Genomic DNA, 21,646 nt, shown 5'->3' with positions numbered 1-21,646 from the left:
CAAAATACTCTAAAAAGGAAACACCATCGGGGTAATCACTAAGACTGCGGCCGAGTAGGTGATGCTGACGGGTAAACCAATCTTGAAGAAATCAGTAATCTTATAGCGCCCCGGTGAATACACCATCAAGTGGGTCTGATAGCCAAAGGGAATTAAAAAGCAGGCGCTGGCTCCGTAGGCAACAGCCATCACAAACGGCAAAGGGTCGGCACCAAAGGCCTGGGCGGTGCTCCAGGCAATAGGAAAGGCTAGGGCGGCAGCGGCGTTATTGGTGACTGTCTCGGTTAGCAGTAGTGTTAGTAGATAGCAGCCAATAAAGGCAGCGTAAACGCCGTAACCGCTAAACATCCACTGCATTCCCCCTGCCAGAACAGCGGCGGCTCCTGAGTTTTCTAACGCTTGCGCTATCCCTAAGGCTGAGCCAATAATCAGCCAAAGTTCAAACGGAAAGCGGCGGCGTAATTCTGCCAAGCTAATTACTTTTAATAGCAATAGGCCGCCCAGCAACAGTAGCAAGCCATGAAACAGCGGCAGTAAGTTGGCCGTCGCCAGTGCGATAACCGCTGCAAACCCGCCTAGTGTCATGATGCTCTCTTTTCGCGTGAGCTGCGGGCGAGTGAAACTGCCGCTAAGCAGATGAAAGTTACGGTCTATATTGCGGTGTTGACGAAAATCAGCACTCACGGCCAGGAGCAAGCAGTCGCCCACCCGCAGGGGGATTTTGCCAAGCTGCCCCTCCAGGCGTTTGCCGCCACGGCGTATGCCGACAACTCCCGCACTAAACATACTGCGGAAATCGACATCCTGCAGTGTTTTGCTGGAAAGTTCCGATTCGTGGGAAATAACCACTTCTACCAAATTGGTGGCGAGCAGGTTATCGGCTTGGTGGCCAAATAGATTGAGCCCGGGAAAGCGCTGTAGCGCCTGAACTTTGCTTACTTCTCCGGTAAACACTAGTGTATCGGCCGCTTGAAGGCGTTCATCTGGCGCAACGGGGCTGATTAGGCGGCCTTGGCGTTCAATTTCTAGTAGATACAGCCCGTTTAGGCTTCTTAAACCGTTTTCTTCAATGCTCTTGCCAATCATCGGTGAGTCGGCTTCTACATCTGCTGCAAGGAAGTAAGAGAGCTTTTCGTCGGTGTCTTCCAGGCGATGGTGAGGTAAGGCATTCGCCCTCCATAGCAGTATGCATAGCGTAATTAATGCGACAGGCACCCCCACTAAGCTGAATTGAAACATGCCTAGCTCACTACCGCTGGCGCTAAGGTTGAATGAGTTCACCACCAAGTTGGTGGATGTGCCGACTAGCGTAGTGATCCCTCCTAAAATTGAGGCGTAGGAGAGTGGAATTAATAGTCGTGAAGGTGCAATACGTTGCTGGCGTGAGATAGCCCCTAAAAAAGCCGCAACGACCGCGGTGTTGTTCAAAAATGCAGAAAGCACTGCAGTGCTGCCCATCAGCCGGGCCGTGGCTAAGCGGGGGTGGCCTTTGAGTAGGTGGCGGGAAAGCCAGTCCAGCAGAGGCGAGCGCTCTAAGGCAAGTGATACCAATAGTAGTAAGAGTAGCGTAGCCAAGGCGGGGTTGGTGTATTGCATTAGCAACGTGCTGGTATCAACAAACCCAAAAAGCAAAAACAGTCCTGCAAGGGTAACAAAGGCAATCGCAGGCTTAATTTTTCCACTAATTAACACTATCAGTAATACAGCAATTGATGACAAAACGGCCCATGGTGTCATGTTAATCCTTACAAAACATACTTCACGTTAGAAACTTGCTGGATTCTACGCGGGCTTTTATGATGGTGTCTAATAATTGCCAACGATAGCGTTATATGTTGTTTATAAATTGTTTTTAATCAAAGGTTTGTTATTGATGTTGGCCATTAAACATTTATCGCCTGAATTGCTAAATGAACGCCGTAAACAAGCGGTTAAACTTCGTTTAGACGGCCATACCGTTGCGGTAACCAGCCAGCAAACAGGGCTTTCCGCGCCGACCGTTTCGGCTGCTTGGAAGGCCTTTCGTGAAGGCGGGTGGGCGGCGGTACCCGTCAAGCCCCGTGGGCGGTTAAAAGGTCAGGCTAACGTCCTTGGGGCAGATGTCCAGGCGCTTTTGTGGCAGGTACTTTATCAGGAGCCACAAAATAGTTTATTGCCCCCTTTGTTGCACCCAGCACCAGGTTGGAGCAGTGCTGGTTTGGCTGAATGGCTTAGTACGCACCACGGCGTTGTGCTATCCCAGCGGGCGATTGAGCACTGGTGGGAAGCGCAAGGACTGAAGCATAAGCCTTGGAAACTTGAGTACTTAACAAATAGCCACTTAGCAAATAGCCACTTAGCAAAGCAGCGTTCCCAAGAAGGGCGTTGGTTTCGCAGCGCGGTGGCTCCCGTTTTTACCAAGCTGAAAGATGCGGACCAACGTTGGCAAGGTGGTGTTCGGCGGGTGGCTCATCCATCTGGTTCCGTGTACCAGATTTATTTGCATGGTCCCAGGGGGCGGTTATTAATGCGTTGCTTTAAAAAGCCGCCTGAAGCGCAAGATTACCTAGCGGTATTTGATGCATTAAATTCATCCGGTGCTGCTGCCCTGGTATTTCATGGGGCTCTGTTTTCAGCAAGCCCAGAAGTGACTGACTGGTTAGCGCGGCAGCCTTCGTTTTGGCTAGTGCCAGTGCCTGCTGATTTTGCGCTTCCCATATAGGGCTGTGTTAATAGGGCTGTGTTAATAGGGCCGCGTTAGTTGCGTAAATTGCTGAAGTTAAGGGTTTTTGAGTCAGCGCCTGAGTGGCCACTTGAGAACGATTTTTTCATATAACATTGGGATAGATGATGACATCACTCACCCATCTGCAGCGTCTGGAAGCAGAAAGTATTCAGATTATGCGCGAAGTGGTCGCCGAGGCTGAAAATCCAGTCATGCTGTATTCCGTCGGTAAAGATTCTGCGGTGATGCTGCACTTGGCACGTAAGGCGTTTGCGCCTGGACCACCGCCGTTCCCACTCTTGCACGTAGACACGCGTTGGAAGTTCCGCGCGATGTATGAATTCCGCGATAAAATGGCCGAAGAGATTGGCATGGATCTTCTGGTGCATATCAATCCGGAAGGGATCGAGAAAGACATCAATCCGTTTACCCACGGCTCGGCGATTCACACCGATGTGATGAAAACCGAAGGCTTGAAGCAAGCGCTTGATAAGTACGGGTTCGATGCGGCCTTTGGTGGTGCTCGTCGTGATGAAGAGAAGTCTCGTGCCAAAGAGCGCGTGTTCTCTTTCCGTTCTGCTCAGCACCGTTGGGACCCGAAAAATCAGCGCCCTGAGCTGTGGAAGCTATACAACACGCGTAAGAACCCTAAAGAGTCTATTCGTGTGTTCCCCATCTCCAACTGGACCGAGTTGGATATCTGGCAGTATATCCATCTGCAGAATATTCCCATTGTTCCGCTTTACTACTCGGCAGAGCGCCCGGTGGTTGAGCGCGATGGTGCGTTGATTATGGTGGACGATGAGCGCATGCCGCTGGAGCCGGGCGAAGTGCCGATGATGCGCAAGGTTCGTTTCCGCACGCTTGGCTGCTACCCCCTAACAGGGGCGGTGGAGTCTGAAGCCGATACGCTTCCGGCCATCATTCAAGAAATGCTGTTGACCAAGACGTCAGAACGCCAGGGGCGTGTGATTGATCACGATAGCGCTGCCTCCATGGAGAAGAAAAAGCAAGAGGGTTACTTCTAATGTCGCATTCATCTGAACTCATTGCCGAAGACATCGAAGGTTACCTGAAGGCCCACGAGCATAAAGGCCTACTGCGCTTTATAACCTGTGGCAGCGTCGATGACGGTAAAAGCACCCTGATTGGCCGCTTGCTGTTTGAATCCAAGCTGCTATTTGAAGATCAGCTGGCTGCTATTGAAGCTGACTCTAAAAAGTTCGGTACTCAAGGCGGCGATATGGATTTCGCGCTGCTGGTTGATGGCTTGGCAGCCGAGCGCGAGCAAGGCATCACTATCGATGTAGCGTATCGCTTTTTCTCCACCGAAAAGCGCAAGTTTATCGTTGCTGATACGCCTGGGCATGAGCAGTACACCCGTAACATGGTGACCGGTGCTTCCACGGCAGATGCTGCTATTTTGATGGTTGATGCGCGCCACGGCATCTTGACGCAGACTCGCCGCCACAGTTTTTTAATGTCATTGATGGGCATGCGGCATGTCGTCGTTGCCATCAATAAAATGGACTTGGTGGATTACTCTAAAGCGCGTTTCGACCAAATCGTTGAAGAGTACCGTACGTTTGCCAAACAGCTCGGTTTGGAAAATATTACGTTTATCCCCATGTCGGCGTTGAAAGGCGATAACGTTATTGAGCCAAGCCCGCACATGCCTTGGTATCACGGCACTACGCTGATGGGCTATTTGGAAACCGTAGAGCTAGATGCTGAGCATTTGCAGCGCTCTCCCTTCCGGATGCCAGTGCAATGGGTAAACCGTCCTAACCTGGATTTCCGTGGTTTCAGTGGCATGGTATCAAGCGGTGTTGTTCGCCCTGGCGATCAGATTCGTGTTCAGCCTTCGGGTAAGAGCAGCACTGTGTCACGCATCTACACCTTTGATGGTGACTTGGACGAGGCGGTGGCAGGTCAATCGGTAACACTGCTGCTGGACGATGAAATTGATATCTCTCGGGGCGATGTCATCTCCGGTGTAGAGCAGCCTGCGCATACGGCTGATCAGTTCGAAACAACATTGGTGTGGATGCATGAGGCACCGCTGCTGCCGGGTCGCCCCTACCTCATGAAGCTAGGCACCCAGATGGTGTCAGCGACCGTTACCGATATTAAATATCAGGTTAACGTTAATACGCTGGAACACACGGCTGGCAAGCAGCTTGATTTGAATGGCATTGGTATCTGCACGATTAGCCTCAACCGTGCGGTTGCTTTTGATGCTTATCAAGATAACCACGATACCGGTGGCTTCATCCTGATTGACCGTATGACGAATAACACGGTGGGTGCAGGTATGCTGCATTTTGCCCTTCGTCGTAGCCAGAATATTCATATGCAACACGTGGATATTGATAAGCAGGCACGTGCGTTGGCGAAGAGCCAGAAGCCGGCGGTTCTATGGTTTACAGGCCTTTCGGGTGCTGGCAAATCAACGATCGCTAATCTGGTTGAGAAGAAGTTATTTACCCAGGGCCAGCACACCTACTTGCTGGACGGTGATAACGTGCGTCATGGTTTAAACCGTGACTTAGGCTTTACCGATGCTGATCGCGTTGAAAACGTGCGTCGCGTAGCGGAAACCGCCAAGCTGATGGTTGATGCTGGGTTGATCGTTATGTCCGCGTTTATTTCGCCTTTCCGCAGCGAGCGTCAATTGGCGCGTGATTTGCTGGAAGCAGGTGAGTTCATCGAGATTTTTGTAGATGCGCCGCTTGATGTAGTGGAGGCCCGGGATCCTAAGGGGCTGTATAAAAAGGCCCGTCGCGGTGAGCTGAAAAACTTCACCGGCATTGATTCAACGTATGAAGCACCTGAGTCGCCAGATATTCATCTGAAAACCTCAGAGATGAGTGCCGAGGAAGCGGCTGATAGTGTGATTAAGGCATTGCGGGAGCTTGGCCTAATTAGCTGATCCCCAACGTAGGTTAGGTTAAACGCGTAATGTAAATACTGATAAGCCACCAAGCAGCTAGTCGCTGTTTGGTGGCTTAATCATAAGGAAATGACAAAATGATTGATCAAGCGTTATTAGATTCTGTGGAGCGTATTGCTCGTGAAGCGGGCGATGCCATTATGGCCGTTTACGCACGCGAATTTAGCGTGGAAGAAAAAGAAGACAAAAGCCCATTAACTGAAGCGGATCAAGCTGCCCATCATGTGATTATGCGCGGCCTGCAAAGTCTTCCAGTGCAGTTGCCAATACTCTCTGAAGAGGATGCAGAAGGCTTTGCCGGGGTAGACAGCAATGGCCGCTATTGGTTGGTCGATCCGCTTGATGGCACCAAAGAGTTTATCAAGCGTAACGGCGAGTTCACCGTCAATATTGCGCTGATTGAAAACGGCAAGCCAGTGTTGGGCGTTGTTACCGCTCCGGCGCTAGAAACTGCTTATGTTGCTGCTGAAGGTTTAGGTGCCTTTAAGGTTGAAGCTGACGGCCAGCGTCATGCCATTAATGTTGCGGGTCAACCGGAAGCTGCTTCCGCTTGGCGTGTGGTGGGTAGTCGTTCTCACCCCAGCCCGGACTTGGCAGCGTGGCTTGAAAAGCTAGGCAAGCACGAAATGCTGCCCATGGGGAGTTCGCTTAAACTATGCTTAATTGCAGAAGGGAAGGCTGATGCTTACCCCCGTTTAGGCCCTACTTGCCTTTGGGACACTGGCGCTGCTCATGCGGTCGTGCTTCAAGCGGGTGGCCGGGTTGAAACGTTAGAAGGCGAGCCGCTTAGCTACGCCAACCCAAGTGAAAAACTTAATCCGTATTTTGTTGTCTGGGGACAGGCGTGAAATGCATGTGTTGAAGGGCATGCTTTGAAGGCGGAACCAAGGGAAGTGTATGATGCTCCCCTTTAAGAGGCCGTTCCTATGATTGGTCTTATGATCGGTCTCTTGTAGTCGGCCCTGTGTCGCTGTTTTTTGTGACTGGTCTTTGTGGCTGGTCTTTGTGACGAGTACTTGTAACGAGTACTTGTAAATAGCCCTCTGCAAATGGCCTTTTGTTAACCGTTCTTTGTAAATGGTTCGTTGCAAATGGTTCTTTGCACATGGCTCTTTGCATACGAGTGAAAGCCATCGTCGTTATAAGTCGTTATTAAAGGATTGAGTATGTGCGGAATCGTCGGCGCCGTTGGCGCAATGGAATGTCCCCCTTTCTTGCTTTCTGGCCTGAAGGTTCTTGAATACCGCGGCTATGACTCTGCAGGGCTTGCGGTGCTAGATGCTTCTGGTGAGCTGGTGCGTGCCCGCGCAAAAGGCCGCGTAGCGGAACTGGAAGCCCGTGTTGCGGAGAAGGGGGTGTCGGGAAATGTGGGCATTGCCCACACCCGTTGGGCAACTCACGGTGTTCCTGCTGAACGTAACGCTCATCCGCATATTTCTAGTGGGTTGGCGGTGGTGCATAACGGCATCATTGAAAACTATGAAACCCTGCGTGAAAAGCTTCAGGGGTTAGGGTACGAGTTCACCTCTGACACTGACACTGAAACTATTGCTCACCTGATTCAAGCTTGCTTTAAAGGCGAAATTGGCGAACCCGCGGAAAATCTTTTTTCTGCGGTGCGTTGTGCCGTGGCGCAGTTGCAAGGCGCTTTTGCTCTGGCAGTGGTAAGTGAAGAAGAGCCAGATTGCTTAGTCGTGGCTCGTGAAGGTTCGCCACTGATGTTAGGTATTGCTGATGACGGCCACTATGCCGCTTCAGATGCCTCGGCGCTGCTGTCAGTCACCCAGCGCATGATGTACCTGGAAAATGGTGATGTGGCTCGCTTAACGCGTGACTCGGTCACCTTGGTCGATGCGCTTGGCCAACCCGCTCAGCGGGAAGTGGTTACCTCTAGCCTTTCTGCGAATGCAGTTGAGCTAGGTGAGTTTAATCACTACATGCAAAAAGAGATATTTGAGCAGCCGCAGGCGCTGGGTAACACGCTGGAAATGCTGAGTGGGGCAGGTCAGCTGCAGCCAGGTATTTTTGGCGCAGAAGCGCAAGCTGTTTTTGAGCAGGTAGATTCTGTGCTGATTCTGGCCTGTGGTACGTCTAGCTATGCGGGTATGACGGCTAAGTACTGGGTTGAGCAAGTGGCCGGTATCCCGTGCAATGTCGAAATTGCCAGTGAATACCGTTATCGCCACAGCGTAGCGAATCCTAACCAGCTAGTGGTGGTTATTTCTCAGTCGGGCGAAACCGCTGATACCCTCGCTGCACTACAGCACGCCAAATCAATGGGCCACACCCATACGTTAGCGATTTGTAACGTACCTGAATCTGCCATTGTGCGTGAAACGCTGCTGCGTTTTATTACCCGCGCAGGCCCGGAAATTGGTGTTGCCTCTACTAAAGCCTTTACCACCCAGTTGAGCGCACTGTTTTTGCTGACGCTGTTGTTGGCAAAAGCGAATCAGCGGCTAGATGAAGCAGATGAAAAAGCCTACCTGGATGAGTTGCGCCACTTGCCCATCGCGGTAGAAAAAGTGCTGGCGCTAGAGCCAAGCATCAAGGCGTGGTCGAAGCATTTTGCTAATAAGCAGCACGCGCTGTTCTTAGGCCGTGGCCGCCACTTCCCGATTGCCTTGGAAGGCGCGCTGAAGCTAAAAGAAATCTCTTATATCCATGCAGAAGCATACCCCGCTGGGGAGTTGAAGCACGGCCCGCTCGCATTAGTTGATGAAAATATGCCCGTGGTGGTGGTGGCGCCTAATGATGAGCTGCTTGAAAAGCTAAAAGCCAATATGCAGGAAGTGAGCGCCCGTGGCGGCCAGCTTTATGTGTTTGCTGATGGTGGTAGCGCCGTGAAGCCGAGTGAAGGCGTTAATGTATTGGTGATGCCGGAACACTACGGCCTCCTTTCGCCCGTGTTGCACGTGGTTGCTCTTCAGCTGTTGTCTTACCACGTAGCGCTGGTAAAAGGCACCGACGTAGACAAGCCCCGTAACTTGGCGAAAAGCGTCACTGTGGAGTAATCCAGGGGCGGCTTCGCCGCCCCCGCGGGTGCCTTAGTAGGAATGCGGAGCATTCCCACCGTTCTGTCATTCCCGCATGCTTTTAGCGGGAATGCAGTTTGGTTTAGGCATTCGGGAGTGACGGGGTTTTAAGGCATCTCTAAACCTGTCACGCGTATCATAATATTTTTTAAATGGTTTGATTTTATGCGTAAATATTTTGGCACTGATGGTGTGCGTGGCCGTGTTGGCGAATTCCCCATGACCCCAGACTTTGCAATGAAGCTGGGTTGGGCCGCTGGCAAAGTGCTGGGGGCAGAAGGTATTAAAGAGGTGTTGATTGGCAAGGATACCCGGGCCAGTGGCTACATGTTGGAGTCTGCGTTGGAAGCGGGCTTTTCAGCGGCGGGTGTTAATGTGGCGTTGGTCGGGCCGCTACCTACGCCGGGTGTCGCGTACCTTACTTCTACTTTCCGTGCAGATGCCGGGGTGGTCATCAGCGCTTCGCATAATCCGTTTGACGACAACGGTATCAAAATATTTGGGCAGGGGGGCTATAAGCTAACCGATGCCCAAGAGCAGGAAATTGAAAATAAGCTCCATATTGCTCTGGAAGGCGGTATGGAATGCGTAGGTTCAGAAGCATTGGGTAAAGCGCGCCGTGTAGACGACGCCGCTGGCCGTTACATTGAATACTGCAAAGCCGTGTTGCCCAGCACATTAAGCTTGAGCGGGCTGAAAATTGTAGTGGATAGCGCGAATGGTGCTGGCTACAAAGTTGCGCCCGCTGTTTACAAGGAGTTAGGTGCTGAGGTTGTTAGCATTCATGACCAGCCTAATGGTGTGAACATTAATGCAAACTGTGGCGCGACCTCGATGCGCAGCCTGTGCGCGGCAGTGTTAGAGCATGAAGCCGACCTTGGCATCGCGTTGGATGGTGATGCCGACCGTCTGATGATGGTTGATCACACGGGAACCGTCGTTGATGGTGATGAGCTGCTGTTTTTGTTAGCGAAAGATGCCAAAGATGCCGGTTACACGGGCGGCGTTGTTGGCACCCAGATGAGCAACTTGGGGCTTGAGCAAGCATTGGCTGCGATTGAAGTCCCCTTTGTGCGTGCCAAGGTAGGCGACCGCTATGTGATGGAGCAGCTAAAAAATACAGGTTGGCGCTTAGGCGGGGAAGGCTCTGGTCATCTGCTAAGCTTAGATCATGCCTCTACCGGTGATGCAGTGATTGCATCGCTACGTGTGCTTACCTCATTGCTGAATCAGGGCACCACGCTTTATAAGGCTAAGCAGGGTATGACAAAACTCCCGCAGACGTTAATTAACGTGCGTTTTGCTGCTAACGGAGGGCACGACCCACTAAGCACACCCTTGGTGAAGCAGGTGGTGGCTGATGTCGAGGCCAGTTTAGGCAGCCAAGGACGCGTTTTGCTGCGCAAATCGGGCACTGAGCCATTAATCAGGGTGATGGTAGAGGCGGTTGATGCTGAGCAAGCTCAGTCAAGTGCCCAGCAGATAGCAGATAGCTTGGTTTAGATAATGTGATTTAGTTAGCTACTTGTTATTGATAAGGATATATCTTTTGCCCCTGTCTTCGACACCTGGTTCTAGCTGCCCGCCAGAGCAACAAAAGCTTTCTCAAGATATTGATGACATCGAGCAAAGCCCTTGGTTTGATGCTGACTGGTATATGGCCCACTATCCTGATGTGGCGGCTTCTGGCATGTCGGCTGCTCAGCATTATTTGCTGTTGGGCGAGCCTTGGGGGAGGCAGGCAGGGCCCAAGTTTGACCCGCGGTTTTACCTTGAAAACAATCTGGATGTCGCTAATGCAGGTGTTAGTCCGTTATTGCATTTTACTCGCAATGGCGCAAAGGAGGGGCGTTGGCCGCCTGTCCAACTGAGCTCACAGCAACATGAAGAGCGGCTTTGGCAAGGGCTCGATAGTGCGTCGCAGTTGATCAGTTTGAATGACTTGCTTGTGCATCAAAATTCCTGGGAAGCCAGTTATGCGGCCTGGGCGCTGGGGCGTTGGTATGCTTGGCAAGGTGAGTGGCAGCGGTGCGCTGACGTTTTGGCTAGCCGCCACTGGCTGGCGGATATAAAACCCGCAACGGCCGCTCCTTTGTTACTGGAAATAGACGCCTTAACTAACACCGGCGAGTTGGTGACTGCTTGGCAACGTGCTCAACAGTTGGAGCAGGCGTTTCCCCGTTATCCAGATACCCAGTTGGCATTGGCGAATATACTCGCTGCGCAGGCCTATCTGTATATGCCTGACGAGCCAATATCGCCCTCTTTTTCACAGGCGGCGGCGTTAAGCGAACAGCAGCGATTGCAGCACATAAACAACTTATACCGTGCTGCTAATCTGTGCCCGCTTATTTTGAAAGACCCCTGTCAGCCCCTCTCGATGGATAACTTGACCGTTGATCACCAAGCATTGGGGAACATTACTGCCGCTGATGCGTCGGAATTGGTCAGCATTATCATTCCTGTGTTTAATGCCCAGGAGCACTTAGCAACTGCCTTACAAAGTTTAGCCGAGCAAAGTTATCGGCGGTTGGAGGTGATCGTGGTTGATGATGCCTCCACCGATGACTCATTAGGCGTTGCGATGGCGTTTAGTCAGCAGGATGAGCGTTTTACGGTGATCTCTCAGCCGCGTAATCAAGGGGCATATGCGGCGCGAAACCGTGGGTTAGCTGTCGCTAAAGGCGCGTTTATTACCGTACACGATAGCGATGACTGGTCTCATCCTCAAAAACTAGCGCAGCAAGTTGCTGGTTTGCAAGGCCACCCCGAATGGAAAGCGTGTTTTAGTGATTGGGTGCGTTGCTCGACTAATATGCTGTTCAATCGTTGGCGTCTTGAGGCGCTGGATGGCTGGATTTATCGGAATACATCATCGTTTATGTTTCGGCGTGAGGTTGTTGATCATCTAGGTTTTTGGGATGTTGTCAGAGTGGATGCGGATACGGAGTATTTTCAGCGTGTTGTCGCCGCTTTTGGCAGTAAGGCCATTGGTACGGTTGGAAGGGGCACGCCGTTATCGTTTGGGCGTAGTCTACCGACATCACTCAGCCAAGCGGGGCCTACGCATTTAGTTACTCAGTTTAACGGGGTGCGCCATAGCTATCGTCAGGCAGCGGCTCAATGGCACGCCAGTGCCGAGAAGCCCAGTGACCTCTATATGCCAGCCCATCCCGATGTCCGCCCCTTTGAAGCACCAGCCGCCAACCTGCCCAGTTAAGCTGGCGACGTTGTGATTTAACTAGTTTGTTATTAGGAAAATACCGTGAGCCAATATTCTCAATCGCCTACCAAAAATGCTGCGCATGAGCTGGCTATTCAGCCTTCTATTAGCGCATTGGCTCAGGGTTCCATGTTTTGGCAACCTGAGTACCGTCAAGTGTCGCCGTGGCTGGAACATTTGCCTTTTCTGTTTTGGTTGGTCGAGGCCTTAAAGCCAGTTAGCTCGGTCGGTATTAATGTTGATTTGGTCTCGCATTTCGCTGTATGTCAGGCCGTTTCCAGGCTTCGCTTAGGTGGCAATAACTATGTCATTGGTGAGGCTAATGCTGAGCAGGTTCATGATTTAACTGAACAAACGGTAGATAAGTATGCTGGTGTTAGCCAGTGGTTAAAGGCGAGCCCTCTTCAAGCGGTACAGCAGTTTAATGAGCACTCAATTGATCTGCTATTGCTCAATGTTGCGCCGCAAGACGAGAGCATCGACGATCTAATTGGCCGTTGGTTACCGCGCCTTTCCAGTAAAGGCGTTATCTTAATGCCAGGCATCGCCCGACGCGAACCTGGTTGCCAGACCTTCCGTGCTTTTGAAGCGCTTGCTGCTCGTTATCCTCATTTTGCGTTTTATCATGGTGCCGGTTTGGGGCTATTAGCGGTGGGGGATGATTTGCCACCGCTAGTGCATAACCTGTTAGGGGTACTTGAGTCGGCGGGTTCTACTCGGGAGGTGCAGGAGGTATTTGGTCGCCTAGGGTGCGGCTGCCAGGACAAAGTCACTCTTCAGGAGCAAGAGGCGCTGATACACCAGTTAGAGGCGCATTTAAAAGACAAAGCCGATGAGTTGACGACCGCTCAGAATTTCGCTGAAACGCTAAACCAGCAGCAAGCTCAATTTGCTCACGAGCATGAAGCGAGCATTGCTAGTCTTACTGAGCAACTTCTAGGAAAAAAACGGGCGTTAGCAGAGAAACAGCACCAAATTGTTCAATTAACAGATCGTCTGCAGGCTCAAAAAAATTCTTTGGAAGCCCGTTTTAATGAGTTGGGTGAACTCACCCGTAAACAACAGGGTTACGAGCGCGACTTGAGTGAGGCGCAGCGAGAGCTGCATAGGCTTAACGATCAGCTCAATACTAATCAACGCCAGCATGAGCAAGAGCTGCAGACGCTGAACGATCAGTTGAAGGCTAATGAGCTTCAGCGTGAGCAACTGGCACGTGAACTGAAGACAGCTGAACAGGCAGCGGCTGAAAACTTCGATATACAGGCGCAGCAAACGGTTGAGATTGAACGCCAAAACCGTGAACTGGCTCAATTGGTAAACCTGCTGGAGGCGGAGCGCTTGCCATCTGAGGCATCGTCGCAACAAGGAACGCTGGCTGGCAACAGTGTTACTGCGAAAGGCGCTAAACTTTCAAGGTGGGCCATTAATCGCCAGGTTAAGCTCATTAGGAAAAGCCAGTGGTTCGATGCCAAGTGGTATTTGGCACACAATCCAGATATTGCTCAAGATCGCAAAATGGCGAAAAACCCGGCTCGTCACTATCTGCTGTTGGGAGGATTTGAAGGGCGTAATCCAAGTCCAGCGTTTGATTCTGCATACTACCTTGAGCATAACCCCGATGTGGCAGAAACTGGAATGAATCCACTAGTGCACTATCTTAAGTTTGGTGAGAAAGAGCAACGTAGTGTAAAGAGGTTGTGATGAGAGATGTTAATCGTACGTTGCTAAACAAGCACGAGCTAGGGAATGCCGCGTTTGAAAACACCGAGGCATTAAGTGCCGAGTTGTTGCAGGCTAAGTTATTTGACGCAGGGTGGTATGCGAGCCGCTACCCCGATACTCATTACAGTCAACTTTCTCCGCTAGAGCACTTTACACGTTATGGCTGGGCGTTGGGTCGTTGTCCTGGACCTGGCTTTGATCCTAATGAGTATTGCCGCCGCTATCCCGATGTTATTGCATCGGGGCTAGATCCATTACTGCACTATCTTCGGCATGGCCAAGAGGAAGGGCGCCAGGCGTTAGTCCAAGACAGATACGCTCGCCTTAAGCCATCCCTAGCCGTTGTAGTGCATGCATATCATCTTGATTTGGTGGCGTTGCTGGGGGAGCGGCTCGCTTTCTTTAGTGAGCCTTTTGATTTGTTTATTACAACACCCCATGCGCCAGATACGCCTGAGATTGTCGCTTTACAGCAGCGCTTTCCTGGCGCTGAGGTGGTGTGTTGCCCTAACCGTGGACGCGATATCGCGCCATTTCTCCAGTTGCTACCTAGTTTGCAACGCTATGATTGGTGCTTGAAGTTACATACCAAACAGGGAGTAACGGCTGTCGCGAAGCAGTGGCGCGACGCGTTGCTGGAAAGTGTGCTGCCCGCCGCTGACGACCTGCGAAACTTAGTTGCTTATCTTCGTAGTGACTCGAGCTTACGCTTGGCTGGCCCGCGTCAGCTATTTATGAGCCAGCAGGCTATGCAGTTTGGTAATCGGCCTTGGTTAGAGAAATTGTGTCCTCAGCTGGGAGTTCCACTGCACGAAGATTGGGGCTTTTTTGCCGGTAGTATGTTTTGGTTCCGCCCCCAGGCATTGACGGACGTCGCTTCGTTGGTAAACACGTTAACATTTGAGCCGGAGTCTGGTGCTCAGGATGGGCAGTTGGCTCATGCATTGGAACGTTTGGTGGGGGGCGTTACTGTTCCTCAGGCTGATCGTGTTGTGCTGCTGGGACATGATGCTTCAGGCCGGTTTGATATGCAGCGCTGGCAGCAGGGAATGCCGTTAGAAACCACCATGCCTTCGCGGCTATTGGCGGCCTCAGCTACATCGGCTCCTGCATCTGTGAAAGCACCTGCAACAGTATCTGCAACTAAGTCGTTGGCAGGTGACCTTAACCTAGGTGGGGGCACTGCTATTCGTGGTTGGCTAGCTGATCGCTGCAGTAGTGAACCGCGTGCGGCAGTGATCCGCATTGATGGTCGCCATGAAATTGAGGTGTTGGCTAACCAATTTCGTATTGATCTGCTTGAAAATGGCCTACATGAAGGGCGGCACTCCTTCGAGGCTTATCCGCCGGTTGAGCTGGTCGATGGTCAACGGCACACCATTGAGCTGTTGGATGCGCTGACTCGTCAGCCGGTGGCGAGTGGCGATGCTTGTTGGACGTTTAAGCGCTCATTTAGTGATTTTGCGGGCTATCTTTCGCATGGGATAGTTGACCCCTATTTACCACGCCCTTTTCGTGAAGCAGATAAACGCTGTTTAGCTGCTATGGAAAATGTGGCAGATGCGTTGGTTCGTGAGGCGCAGTCACTCGAAGCCCCTCCGCTGGTGTCTATTGTGATGCCGTGTTTTAACCGGCTTGATACTATTGAAGCGGCGGTCGACTCGGTGTGCAGTCAGGTGTATGCCAATTGGGAACTGCTGTTAGTGGATGATGGCAGTACCGACGGAACACGCGAGTGGTGCGATCAACAAGCCGCTGAAGATACACGCATTCAGGTGATAGCGTTAGGCAAAAATAGTGGGGTGTCTTTGGCTCGCAACCAAGGATTGGCTGCGGCAAACGGAGACTATATTGCTTACTTAGACTCTGATAATGCCTGGGATCCTCGCTATTTGGCGGCGATGGTAGCCGCTTTTGGTCGCGAACCGACGGCGCAAGCGCTGTACTCCGGTTTGTATCATTATTCAGGAGATACCACCGAGCCGGCGGGAGTGCTGTTTGGACCTTTGAATCGCGCTTTGTTGTTTAACAAAAACTATGTGGATCTTAATGCTTTTTGTCATACGCGCGCCGCTTATGAGCGCTGTGGCGGTTTTGATGAAACGCTACCAAGGTTTGTCGATTGGGACCTGATTCGCCGTTATAGCCAGCACTTGCGCCTCTGTTCGGTGCCTGTCGTTTTGACCCACTATTACTATGGCCGTGCCACCAACACGCTAACGTCGAACACCGCCTATATTGGCTATTTAGAGCAAGTGCGCGAGACAACAGGACACCAGTGGTCCTCGACTGCGTCAGCAGAGCTAAATCGTGGGGTGTCGGTGGTCATCCCTAGCTATGAGTCACTAGAAGACCTACGCGACTGCTTGGTGAGTCTGGAGGCATTGGCGCTTGGCGAAAAACTGGAGGTGATTGTCGTTGATAATGATTCGTCACCCCCAGTCAAAACCTTCCTGGAAGAGGCTCAGGCAGCAGGGCGGCTGAAGGCGATTTTCAATACGTGTAACTATGGTTTTACTCACGCAGTTAACTTGGGCATGGCGGCAGCTAAGTCAGAGCACGATTTGATATTGCTTAACAATGACGCTCAAGTTGAGCCGGGGGCGCTGGAAACTATGCAACAAGCCTCCAGGCAGTTGCCAGAGTGTGGTCTGGTGGTGCCTCAGCAAATCCTGCCAGGTGGTACGCCAACCCTCACCACACATGTGCCATATGCAGATGCTGAACAGCCCTGCGATGTCAATTTGTCGTCTCATCATGGCAACATATTGACACCACCCCTGTTGCATGATGGTCGAGTGGTAGAAATCACTTTTGCACCGTTCTTTTGTGTTTATATTCCCCGTGAAACGTACGTGCGTGCTGGCCCGCTGGATGCGCAGTTTGGTCGCCACTATCGCTCTGACCGTATCTATTGTGATGTGGTGCGGCATTTGCTGGGCTTACGTATTTATCACGTTAGTGATGCGTGCGTGGTACATAAGCTACAGAAATCTACACGCGTACTTTCTGATCGTTCTAACAGCGAATTCGATTTGATGTTTAAAAAGAACCAATGGGACGAATCCACGCGTCGCTCCTTAGGTTTCCGTAAAGCGGTTTGGGATAATTGAAGGCTAAGTGACTTAGCCGCTTGATATGGACGGTTTGATTGAGAATTTTCGAAAATACTTGTGATAATTCTGAGCGTAAAAGCAAGCCTTTAAGCCTTCGGCTAGCACGTTTTGTTAAGCGTCTATTAGGACAAAAAAGCACTGCTTTCAATGAGTTTGGAGTGCGGTGGCACCTGGACTTTCCTGACCCTAAGCGCCCTGTTTGGTTTCTTCCTGGTGGGCGTGTTGTTCAGGGCTGGATAGTCTTGCCTGAGAATTTGGCCGAGACGCTTTCTGACGTGCGTATTGTTGCTCAGTGGCAGCCTGACTTTGAATTATGTCACCCGTTGGACGTTGAGCGTCCGGATGTTGTTGAGAGGATTCTCTCTGCGCCTACGGAGGAGGCACCACAGCGCGTAGGCGGCTTTCGTTTCACTGTCCCACCGATGCTAGCCAGCTTTCGTTTAATGTTAGTGCTTGAAGGCGAGTCCTGGTTGTTGAGGGAAATACGCGTAGATATCGGTGATGATGAATGTGGCCAGCAGCTGAAAGTTCTGGAAGGGAAGCAGGGCTGGCTGTTTTTGGATAACGACACGAACGGTAGCGTTGACCAGTTTATGGGGCGCATGCGACTCACCAAGTCAGGTTTAGAAGGGTGGGACGATTATCTACATCAGCTTGAAAATGTTGCTGATGGACTTCCTTGGGCGTTGTTGGTGGCACCTTCTAAAGAGAGCGTGATGGGGGCGAGCTATCACCCCCGGCAAGAGGGCGCTTCTGGTCCTATGCATCAGGTGCTTAGCTTAACTGCTTCTGCTGGAGTGGTTTATCCTGTCGAAGAACTGAAAGCCCTGGGTGATGGGGCGTTTATTCCTACTGATACCCATTGGACCCATCAGGGAGCGTTGGCCGCAACGATTGCGCTAGCGGTGAAGCTAGGTGTCGATGAAAACGCCTGTCGTGTGCTTTTTAAAAACGACCGTTATAAAAGCAAAACTATGTCTGGCGATCTTGGTAGTAAGCTAACCCCTAACCAGACGTCTAGCGTTGATGTGCTGGTTTCCTTTGGCTACTCTCGCTACAAGACCTACGACAACGGCTTGCCCAACTTTGGTCGATTACTGGTGGTTGAGTATCCAGAGGCCTTGATGGCAGGCACGTGTTTGATTTTCGGTTCTTCCTCTAGTTACTCCATGTTTAACTATTTATGCCGTGTGTTTCAGCGCATTGTGTTTGTGCATAGCGCGGGTAATGTGGATCCAGACCTAGTAAAAGCGGTTGCTCCAGCGTATTTAGCCACTCAAACCAATGCTCGTTTTGTGGTGCAGATTCCAACGGTTTCCCATAGCTTGGATAAGGTGATTCATCAAAAGTGTGCACAGCTGGATGAGAAGGCGTTTGAAGGCGTTCGTGAAAAGCGTATCATCGCATCAGATGAATACCTTCAAACCTTGGGGCTGCTGCGTTGGGAACAGATTGCCAGTAGCCATCTTGTGTAAGTGTTGCCTTGGTAACGGAATGGGTTAAGGATGGCGATGAGGCAGCATATTGTCGGTTTAAAAGAAATGATGGCTGCCATTGGGAGGCACAGCGCTGTGCCTCCTTTCTGGCGGCGTCATCCCACTATTCGTGTGGCAGCTGCACCTGCTTTTAAAAGCGAAGCAGCAGCAAAGGTCAATACGCCCGTAAAGGCAAGTACCTACTGTGTTAGTGATGGAGAAAAACCTCTTCCCGGCTGGAATATGCTGGAGCTGGATGGGCTAGGGTCAGATGCCCACGGCGCTGCCACGATTCTTTTCTATACCCGTAAAGGCATTATCGAAACATCGGTATCGCTGCGCCCGGGTAAGACCACTAAGCGAATTCTTTGGGTGCCGCTTGGGGTTAAAAAAATTGCGTTTTCGTTTCTAGCCAGTGAAGCCGCGTTGGCGAACTTAACGGCAGAGTGGGTGTGGTTAACACCTTGGTTCGCCCGGAGCCGTTTGGCACGACGCTTAATCAATAACCACGCCAGTTTCAAAGGCATGAGAACGCGCGACGTTGTACGGCACTTTCACATTGAGTCTGTGGCTCAAGGGTGCAATTGGCGTCGAATTGCCTTGGCGGAATATAACCAAACCCACGCAAAGCAGCATGTGTCTGAAGATTATGCGCGTTGGGTAAGTACCACCGAGAAAGAGGCTGTTGAAGATCCTCAATCGATTATTGCGGGCCTGAAAACCGCGCCGCTATTCTCGATTATCATGCCGGTTACGCTGAGTGATTTAGAGCAGGGTGAAGCGCCTTTCATTGCCACCATTAACTCTTTAAAAGCACAAAGTTACTTTTTTTGGGAAGTCTTTATTGTGCTTTCCGCTGAGATCACCGATGCGCAGCGAAAAGCGTTAGAGCGTTATATTCCCACCACTAGCCGTATTAACTTGATCCATAGTTATCATCGCACCTTGGCAAAGTTAGACCATCAAGGGTTCATTCAAACCCAGGGCGATGGGGTCATGCGGATTAGCTGGGGCGACCAGTTAGCGAAGGAAGCGTTGTGCCAACTGGCAAGAGCCTGGAATGATCATCCTGAAGCACAGCTGTTTTATAGTGATGAAGATGTACTGGGAGCAGATGGCAAGCGTTGCAAGCCAAACTTCAAACCTGGCTGGAATCCGGATTTATTGCTTTCGACCAACTACATTGGTCGTGTAGCGCTCTATAAACGGCGGTTGCTATGGCAGCTGGAGTCTGAGCAGACGGATTTGCTGTCTCATCTGACCAGCCGAGCCGCGGTTGATTATGCGTTGGCACTCACCTTTATGATGTGGAACGTGACTCATGGCAATGAAAAGTCGGTGTGTCATTTGCCTGCCATGTTGTATCACCGTAGTGAAGACTTTCCTCATCCGCTTCACCAGCAGGATGCTATTTCGTTGGTCAGTAGCGTATTGAAGCAGCAAGTGGCTAGCGCAAAAGCGGTAGTCCACCCTGGTTTGTTGGAAAGCTCAGTGCGAATTGAGTGGCCAATTCCTAATCCCGCGCCGCTAGTGAGCTTATTAGTGCCTACTCGCAATGGCGTTGATATTTTGCGGCCATGTGTGGATGCCATTTTAGAGCGCACCGCCTACTCTCACTTTGAGCTGCTGATTCTGGACAACCAGAGCGACTGTCCTGAAACCATTGCCTACATGGATGCTGTGGCAAAGCGCGATCCGCGTGTTCGGGTATTGCGTTGGGATCATCCGTTTAACTACTCAGCGATTAATAATTTTGGCGCGGCGCATTCCCATGGCAGCATCATTGGTTTGATTAATAATGATGTGGAACCGGTAAATGAGCATTGGTTAACCGAGATGGTAAGCCAGGCCTGCCGCTCTGAAATTGGTTGTGTCGGGGCCAAACTCTATTACCCAAACGGTATGCTGCAGCATGGTGGGGTAATACTTGGTTTGGGAGACGTAGCAGGCCATGCGCACCGCTTCTTCCCACGTGAAAGTGATGGTTACGCGGGGCGTTTGAAGTTGGTTCAGAACTTATCCGCGGTGACCGCTGCTTGCCTGCTGCTGCGCAAGAATGTGTTCAATAACGTGGGCGGCTTAAACGAGAAGAAATTAAGCGTTGCCTATAACGATGTTGATTTGTGCTTAAAGGTTAGACAAGCAGGTTACCGTAACTTGTGGTCTCCGTTTGCTGAACTTTACCACCATGAGTCTATCTCTCGCGGAGCTGACGATACACCGACTAAACGCGCCCGCTGGCTGAGTGAAGTTGCTTATATGCGCCGTACTTGGGGAAAGCACTTGGACAGCGACCCTGCTTACAATCCCAATTTAACGCTTGTGCATGAAGATTTTTCGCTCAAGTGAGGGGGGAGAGTGAGGAGGAGTTACTCCACGCGTTGGGTCGTTCTTAGCGATGGTGGTCTGCCGACTGAAGATATCTACTTTCTTGAGTCGGCTGCTCCGGCAATGCGAACTCAGGGGGCAATGATTGAGCGCGCTGTTACTTCGCGCTCTTTTGGTGCAGCTTGGCGTCATGGCCGCTCTTTTTTACACCAGTATGCTGGCGCAAATGTGTTGCTATGCCGCTCGCTGCCGTTGAGCTGGCTGCGCTGGCTTGAACGGCATCGCCAAGCATTCGGCTATATCGGTTATCTCATTGATGATGATATTGGGGCGGCCGCCAATGACCCTACTTTGCCGCCAGCTTATCGAAAGCGTATGGCGCGCGTTGCTAAGCTTCAACCCCGCTTAGTGGCATTAAGCAATGAAGTAATTGCTTGCAGCGCTGTTTTGGCTGAGCGTTTTCGTCCTCTTCACCGCTGCGTCTCAGTCTTAACGCCTCCTCTTATCGCTACGCTGCCAATAAAGACCCACTTTGAGTCATCTCCTTCATCCTCAGCACCGTGGCGGATCGGTTTCCACGGTACTCGAGCGCACCTGAATGACTTAATGAACATTGCTCCTGCGTTGCAGGCTATTCAGCAAACTCGCAACGACACACAGCTTGAGCTGATGCTGGGTAAGCATACGCCAACAGCTTTGGTAGAATTACCCAACGTTTTGGCACCAGACCCGTTACCTTGGCATGCTTTTCGCACTTATCAGGCTAAGTGTCAGTTGCACATTGGTTTGGCGCCGTTGTTAAACACACCCTTTAATCAGGGCAAGTCATTTATTAAGTTTCTCGATATTGCTGCGATGGGCGGAGTGGGTGTCTATTCTAACCGTTATCCTTATACCGAGGTGGTTAGACATGGAGTCAATGGGCTGTTGGTAGAAGATTCACCGCAGGCATGGCAGGCTGCCATCGAGCAGTTACTTAATGATCCAACCGCGACGGCTAAAATGGCGCAGCAAGCCGCAAAAGACGCCAGTGAAATCGGTGACCCGCAGCGTGCACTAAGGTTTTGGCAAGCGCGTGCGGGTTAGCCAA

At 51.3% G+C, this 21,646-nt stretch carries 13 protein-coding genes; 12 read left to right on the top strand and 1 reads right to left on the bottom strand.

Going from position 1 to position 21,646, the window contains the following annotated elements; genetic code table 11:
* Positions 1-9 precede the first annotated feature (9 nt).
* Positions 10-1,737 (bottom strand): SLC13 family permease, encoded by a 1,728-nt coding sequence (locus NF683_RS20695; protein ID WP_253920859.1) that lies wholly within the window; start codon positions 1,735-1,737, stop codon positions 10-12.
* 136 nt (positions 1,738-1,873) lie between these two features.
* On the opposite strand from NF683_RS20695, the gene NF683_RS20690 reads away from it, so the two are divergent.
* The 12 genes from NF683_RS20690 to NF683_RS20635 all read left to right on the top strand — a co-directional run bounded on the left by NF683_RS20690 (position 1,874) and on the right by NF683_RS20635 (position 21,642).
* Positions 1,874-2,701, top strand: a complete 828-nt coding sequence (locus NF683_RS20690; protein WP_253920858.1) for a helix-turn-helix domain-containing protein — start codon at positions 1,874-1,876, stop codon at positions 2,699-2,701.
* 128 nt (positions 2,702-2,829) lie between these two features.
* Entirely contained in the window at positions 2,830-3,732 is a 903-nt protein-coding gene (gene cysD, locus NF683_RS20685) for a sulfate adenylyltransferase subunit CysD (RefSeq protein WP_253920857.1), read from the top strand.
* Positions 3,732-5,636: a sulfate adenylyltransferase subunit CysN gene (gene cysN, locus NF683_RS20680; RefSeq protein WP_253920856.1), complete on the top strand. Its 1,905-nt coding sequence runs from the start codon at positions 3,732-3,734 to the stop codon at positions 5,634-5,636. The genes cysD and cysN overlap by 1 nt, the downstream gene beginning before the upstream one ends.
* A gap of 98 nt (positions 5,637-5,734) precedes the next feature.
* Positions 5,735-6,505 (top strand): 3'(2'),5'-bisphosphate nucleotidase CysQ, encoded by a 771-nt coding sequence (cysQ, locus tag NF683_RS20675; RefSeq protein ID WP_253920855.1) that lies wholly within the window; start codon positions 5,735-5,737, stop codon positions 6,503-6,505.
* A 318-nt stretch (positions 6,506-6,823) separates the two neighbouring features.
* Positions 6,824-8,671 carry a glutamine--fructose-6-phosphate transaminase (isomerizing) gene (glmS, locus tag NF683_RS20670; protein ID WP_253920854.1) on the top strand — a complete coding sequence of 616 codons (1,848 nt, stop codon included), beginning with the start codon at positions 6,824-6,826 and terminating at the stop codon, positions 8,669-8,671.
* A 186-nt stretch (positions 8,672-8,857) separates the two neighbouring features.
* Entirely contained in the window at positions 8,858-10,195 is a 1,338-nt protein-coding gene (gene glmM / locus NF683_RS20665; protein WP_253920853.1) for a phosphoglucosamine mutase, read from the top strand.
* A gap of 46 nt (positions 10,196-10,241) precedes the next feature.
* A complete protein-coding gene (locus NF683_RS20660; protein ID WP_253920852.1) occupies positions 10,242-11,912 on the top strand; it encodes a glycosyltransferase family A protein in 1,671 nt (556 codons plus the stop codon).
* Between the two features lie 45 nt (positions 11,913-11,957).
* On the top strand, positions 11,958-13,616 hold the full coding sequence (locus NF683_RS20655) for a coiled-coil domain-containing protein (protein WP_253920851.1): 1,659 nt from the start codon (positions 11,958-11,960) through the stop codon (positions 13,614-13,616).
* Positions 13,616-16,750, top strand: coding sequence for a glycosyltransferase (locus tag NF683_RS20650; RefSeq protein WP_253920850.1), 3,135 nt, complete (start codon positions 13,616-13,618; stop codon positions 16,748-16,750). Before NF683_RS20655 ends, NF683_RS20650 begins: the two co-directional genes overlap by 1 nt.
* Positions 16,751-16,911: 161 nt before the next feature.
* Positions 16,912-18,228, top strand: a complete 1,317-nt coding sequence (locus NF683_RS20645; protein ID WP_232471451.1) for an alginate O-acetyltransferase AlgX-related protein — start codon at positions 16,912-16,914, stop codon at positions 18,226-18,228.
* Positions 18,229-18,264: 36 nt separating this feature from the next.
* Positions 18,265-20,577: a glycosyltransferase family 2 protein gene (locus NF683_RS20640; protein ID WP_089037482.1), complete on the top strand. Its 2,313-nt coding sequence runs from the start codon at positions 18,265-18,267 to the stop codon at positions 20,575-20,577.
* A gap of 9 nt (positions 20,578-20,586) precedes the next feature.
* Complete coding sequence (locus tag NF683_RS20635; RefSeq protein ID WP_089037483.1) at positions 20,587-21,642, top strand: glycosyltransferase; 1,056 nt, start codon at positions 20,587-20,589, stop codon at positions 21,640-21,642.
* Positions 21,643-21,646: the final 4 nt, after the last annotated feature.

It is taken from the genome of Halomonas sp. MS1 (assembly GCF_024182575.1).
Lineage (GTDB): Bacteria > Pseudomonadota > Gammaproteobacteria > Pseudomonadales > Halomonadaceae > Vreelandella.
The sequence above is the reverse complement of the archived record's forward strand: the minus strand, read 5'-3'. Positions and strand labels throughout refer to the sequence as shown.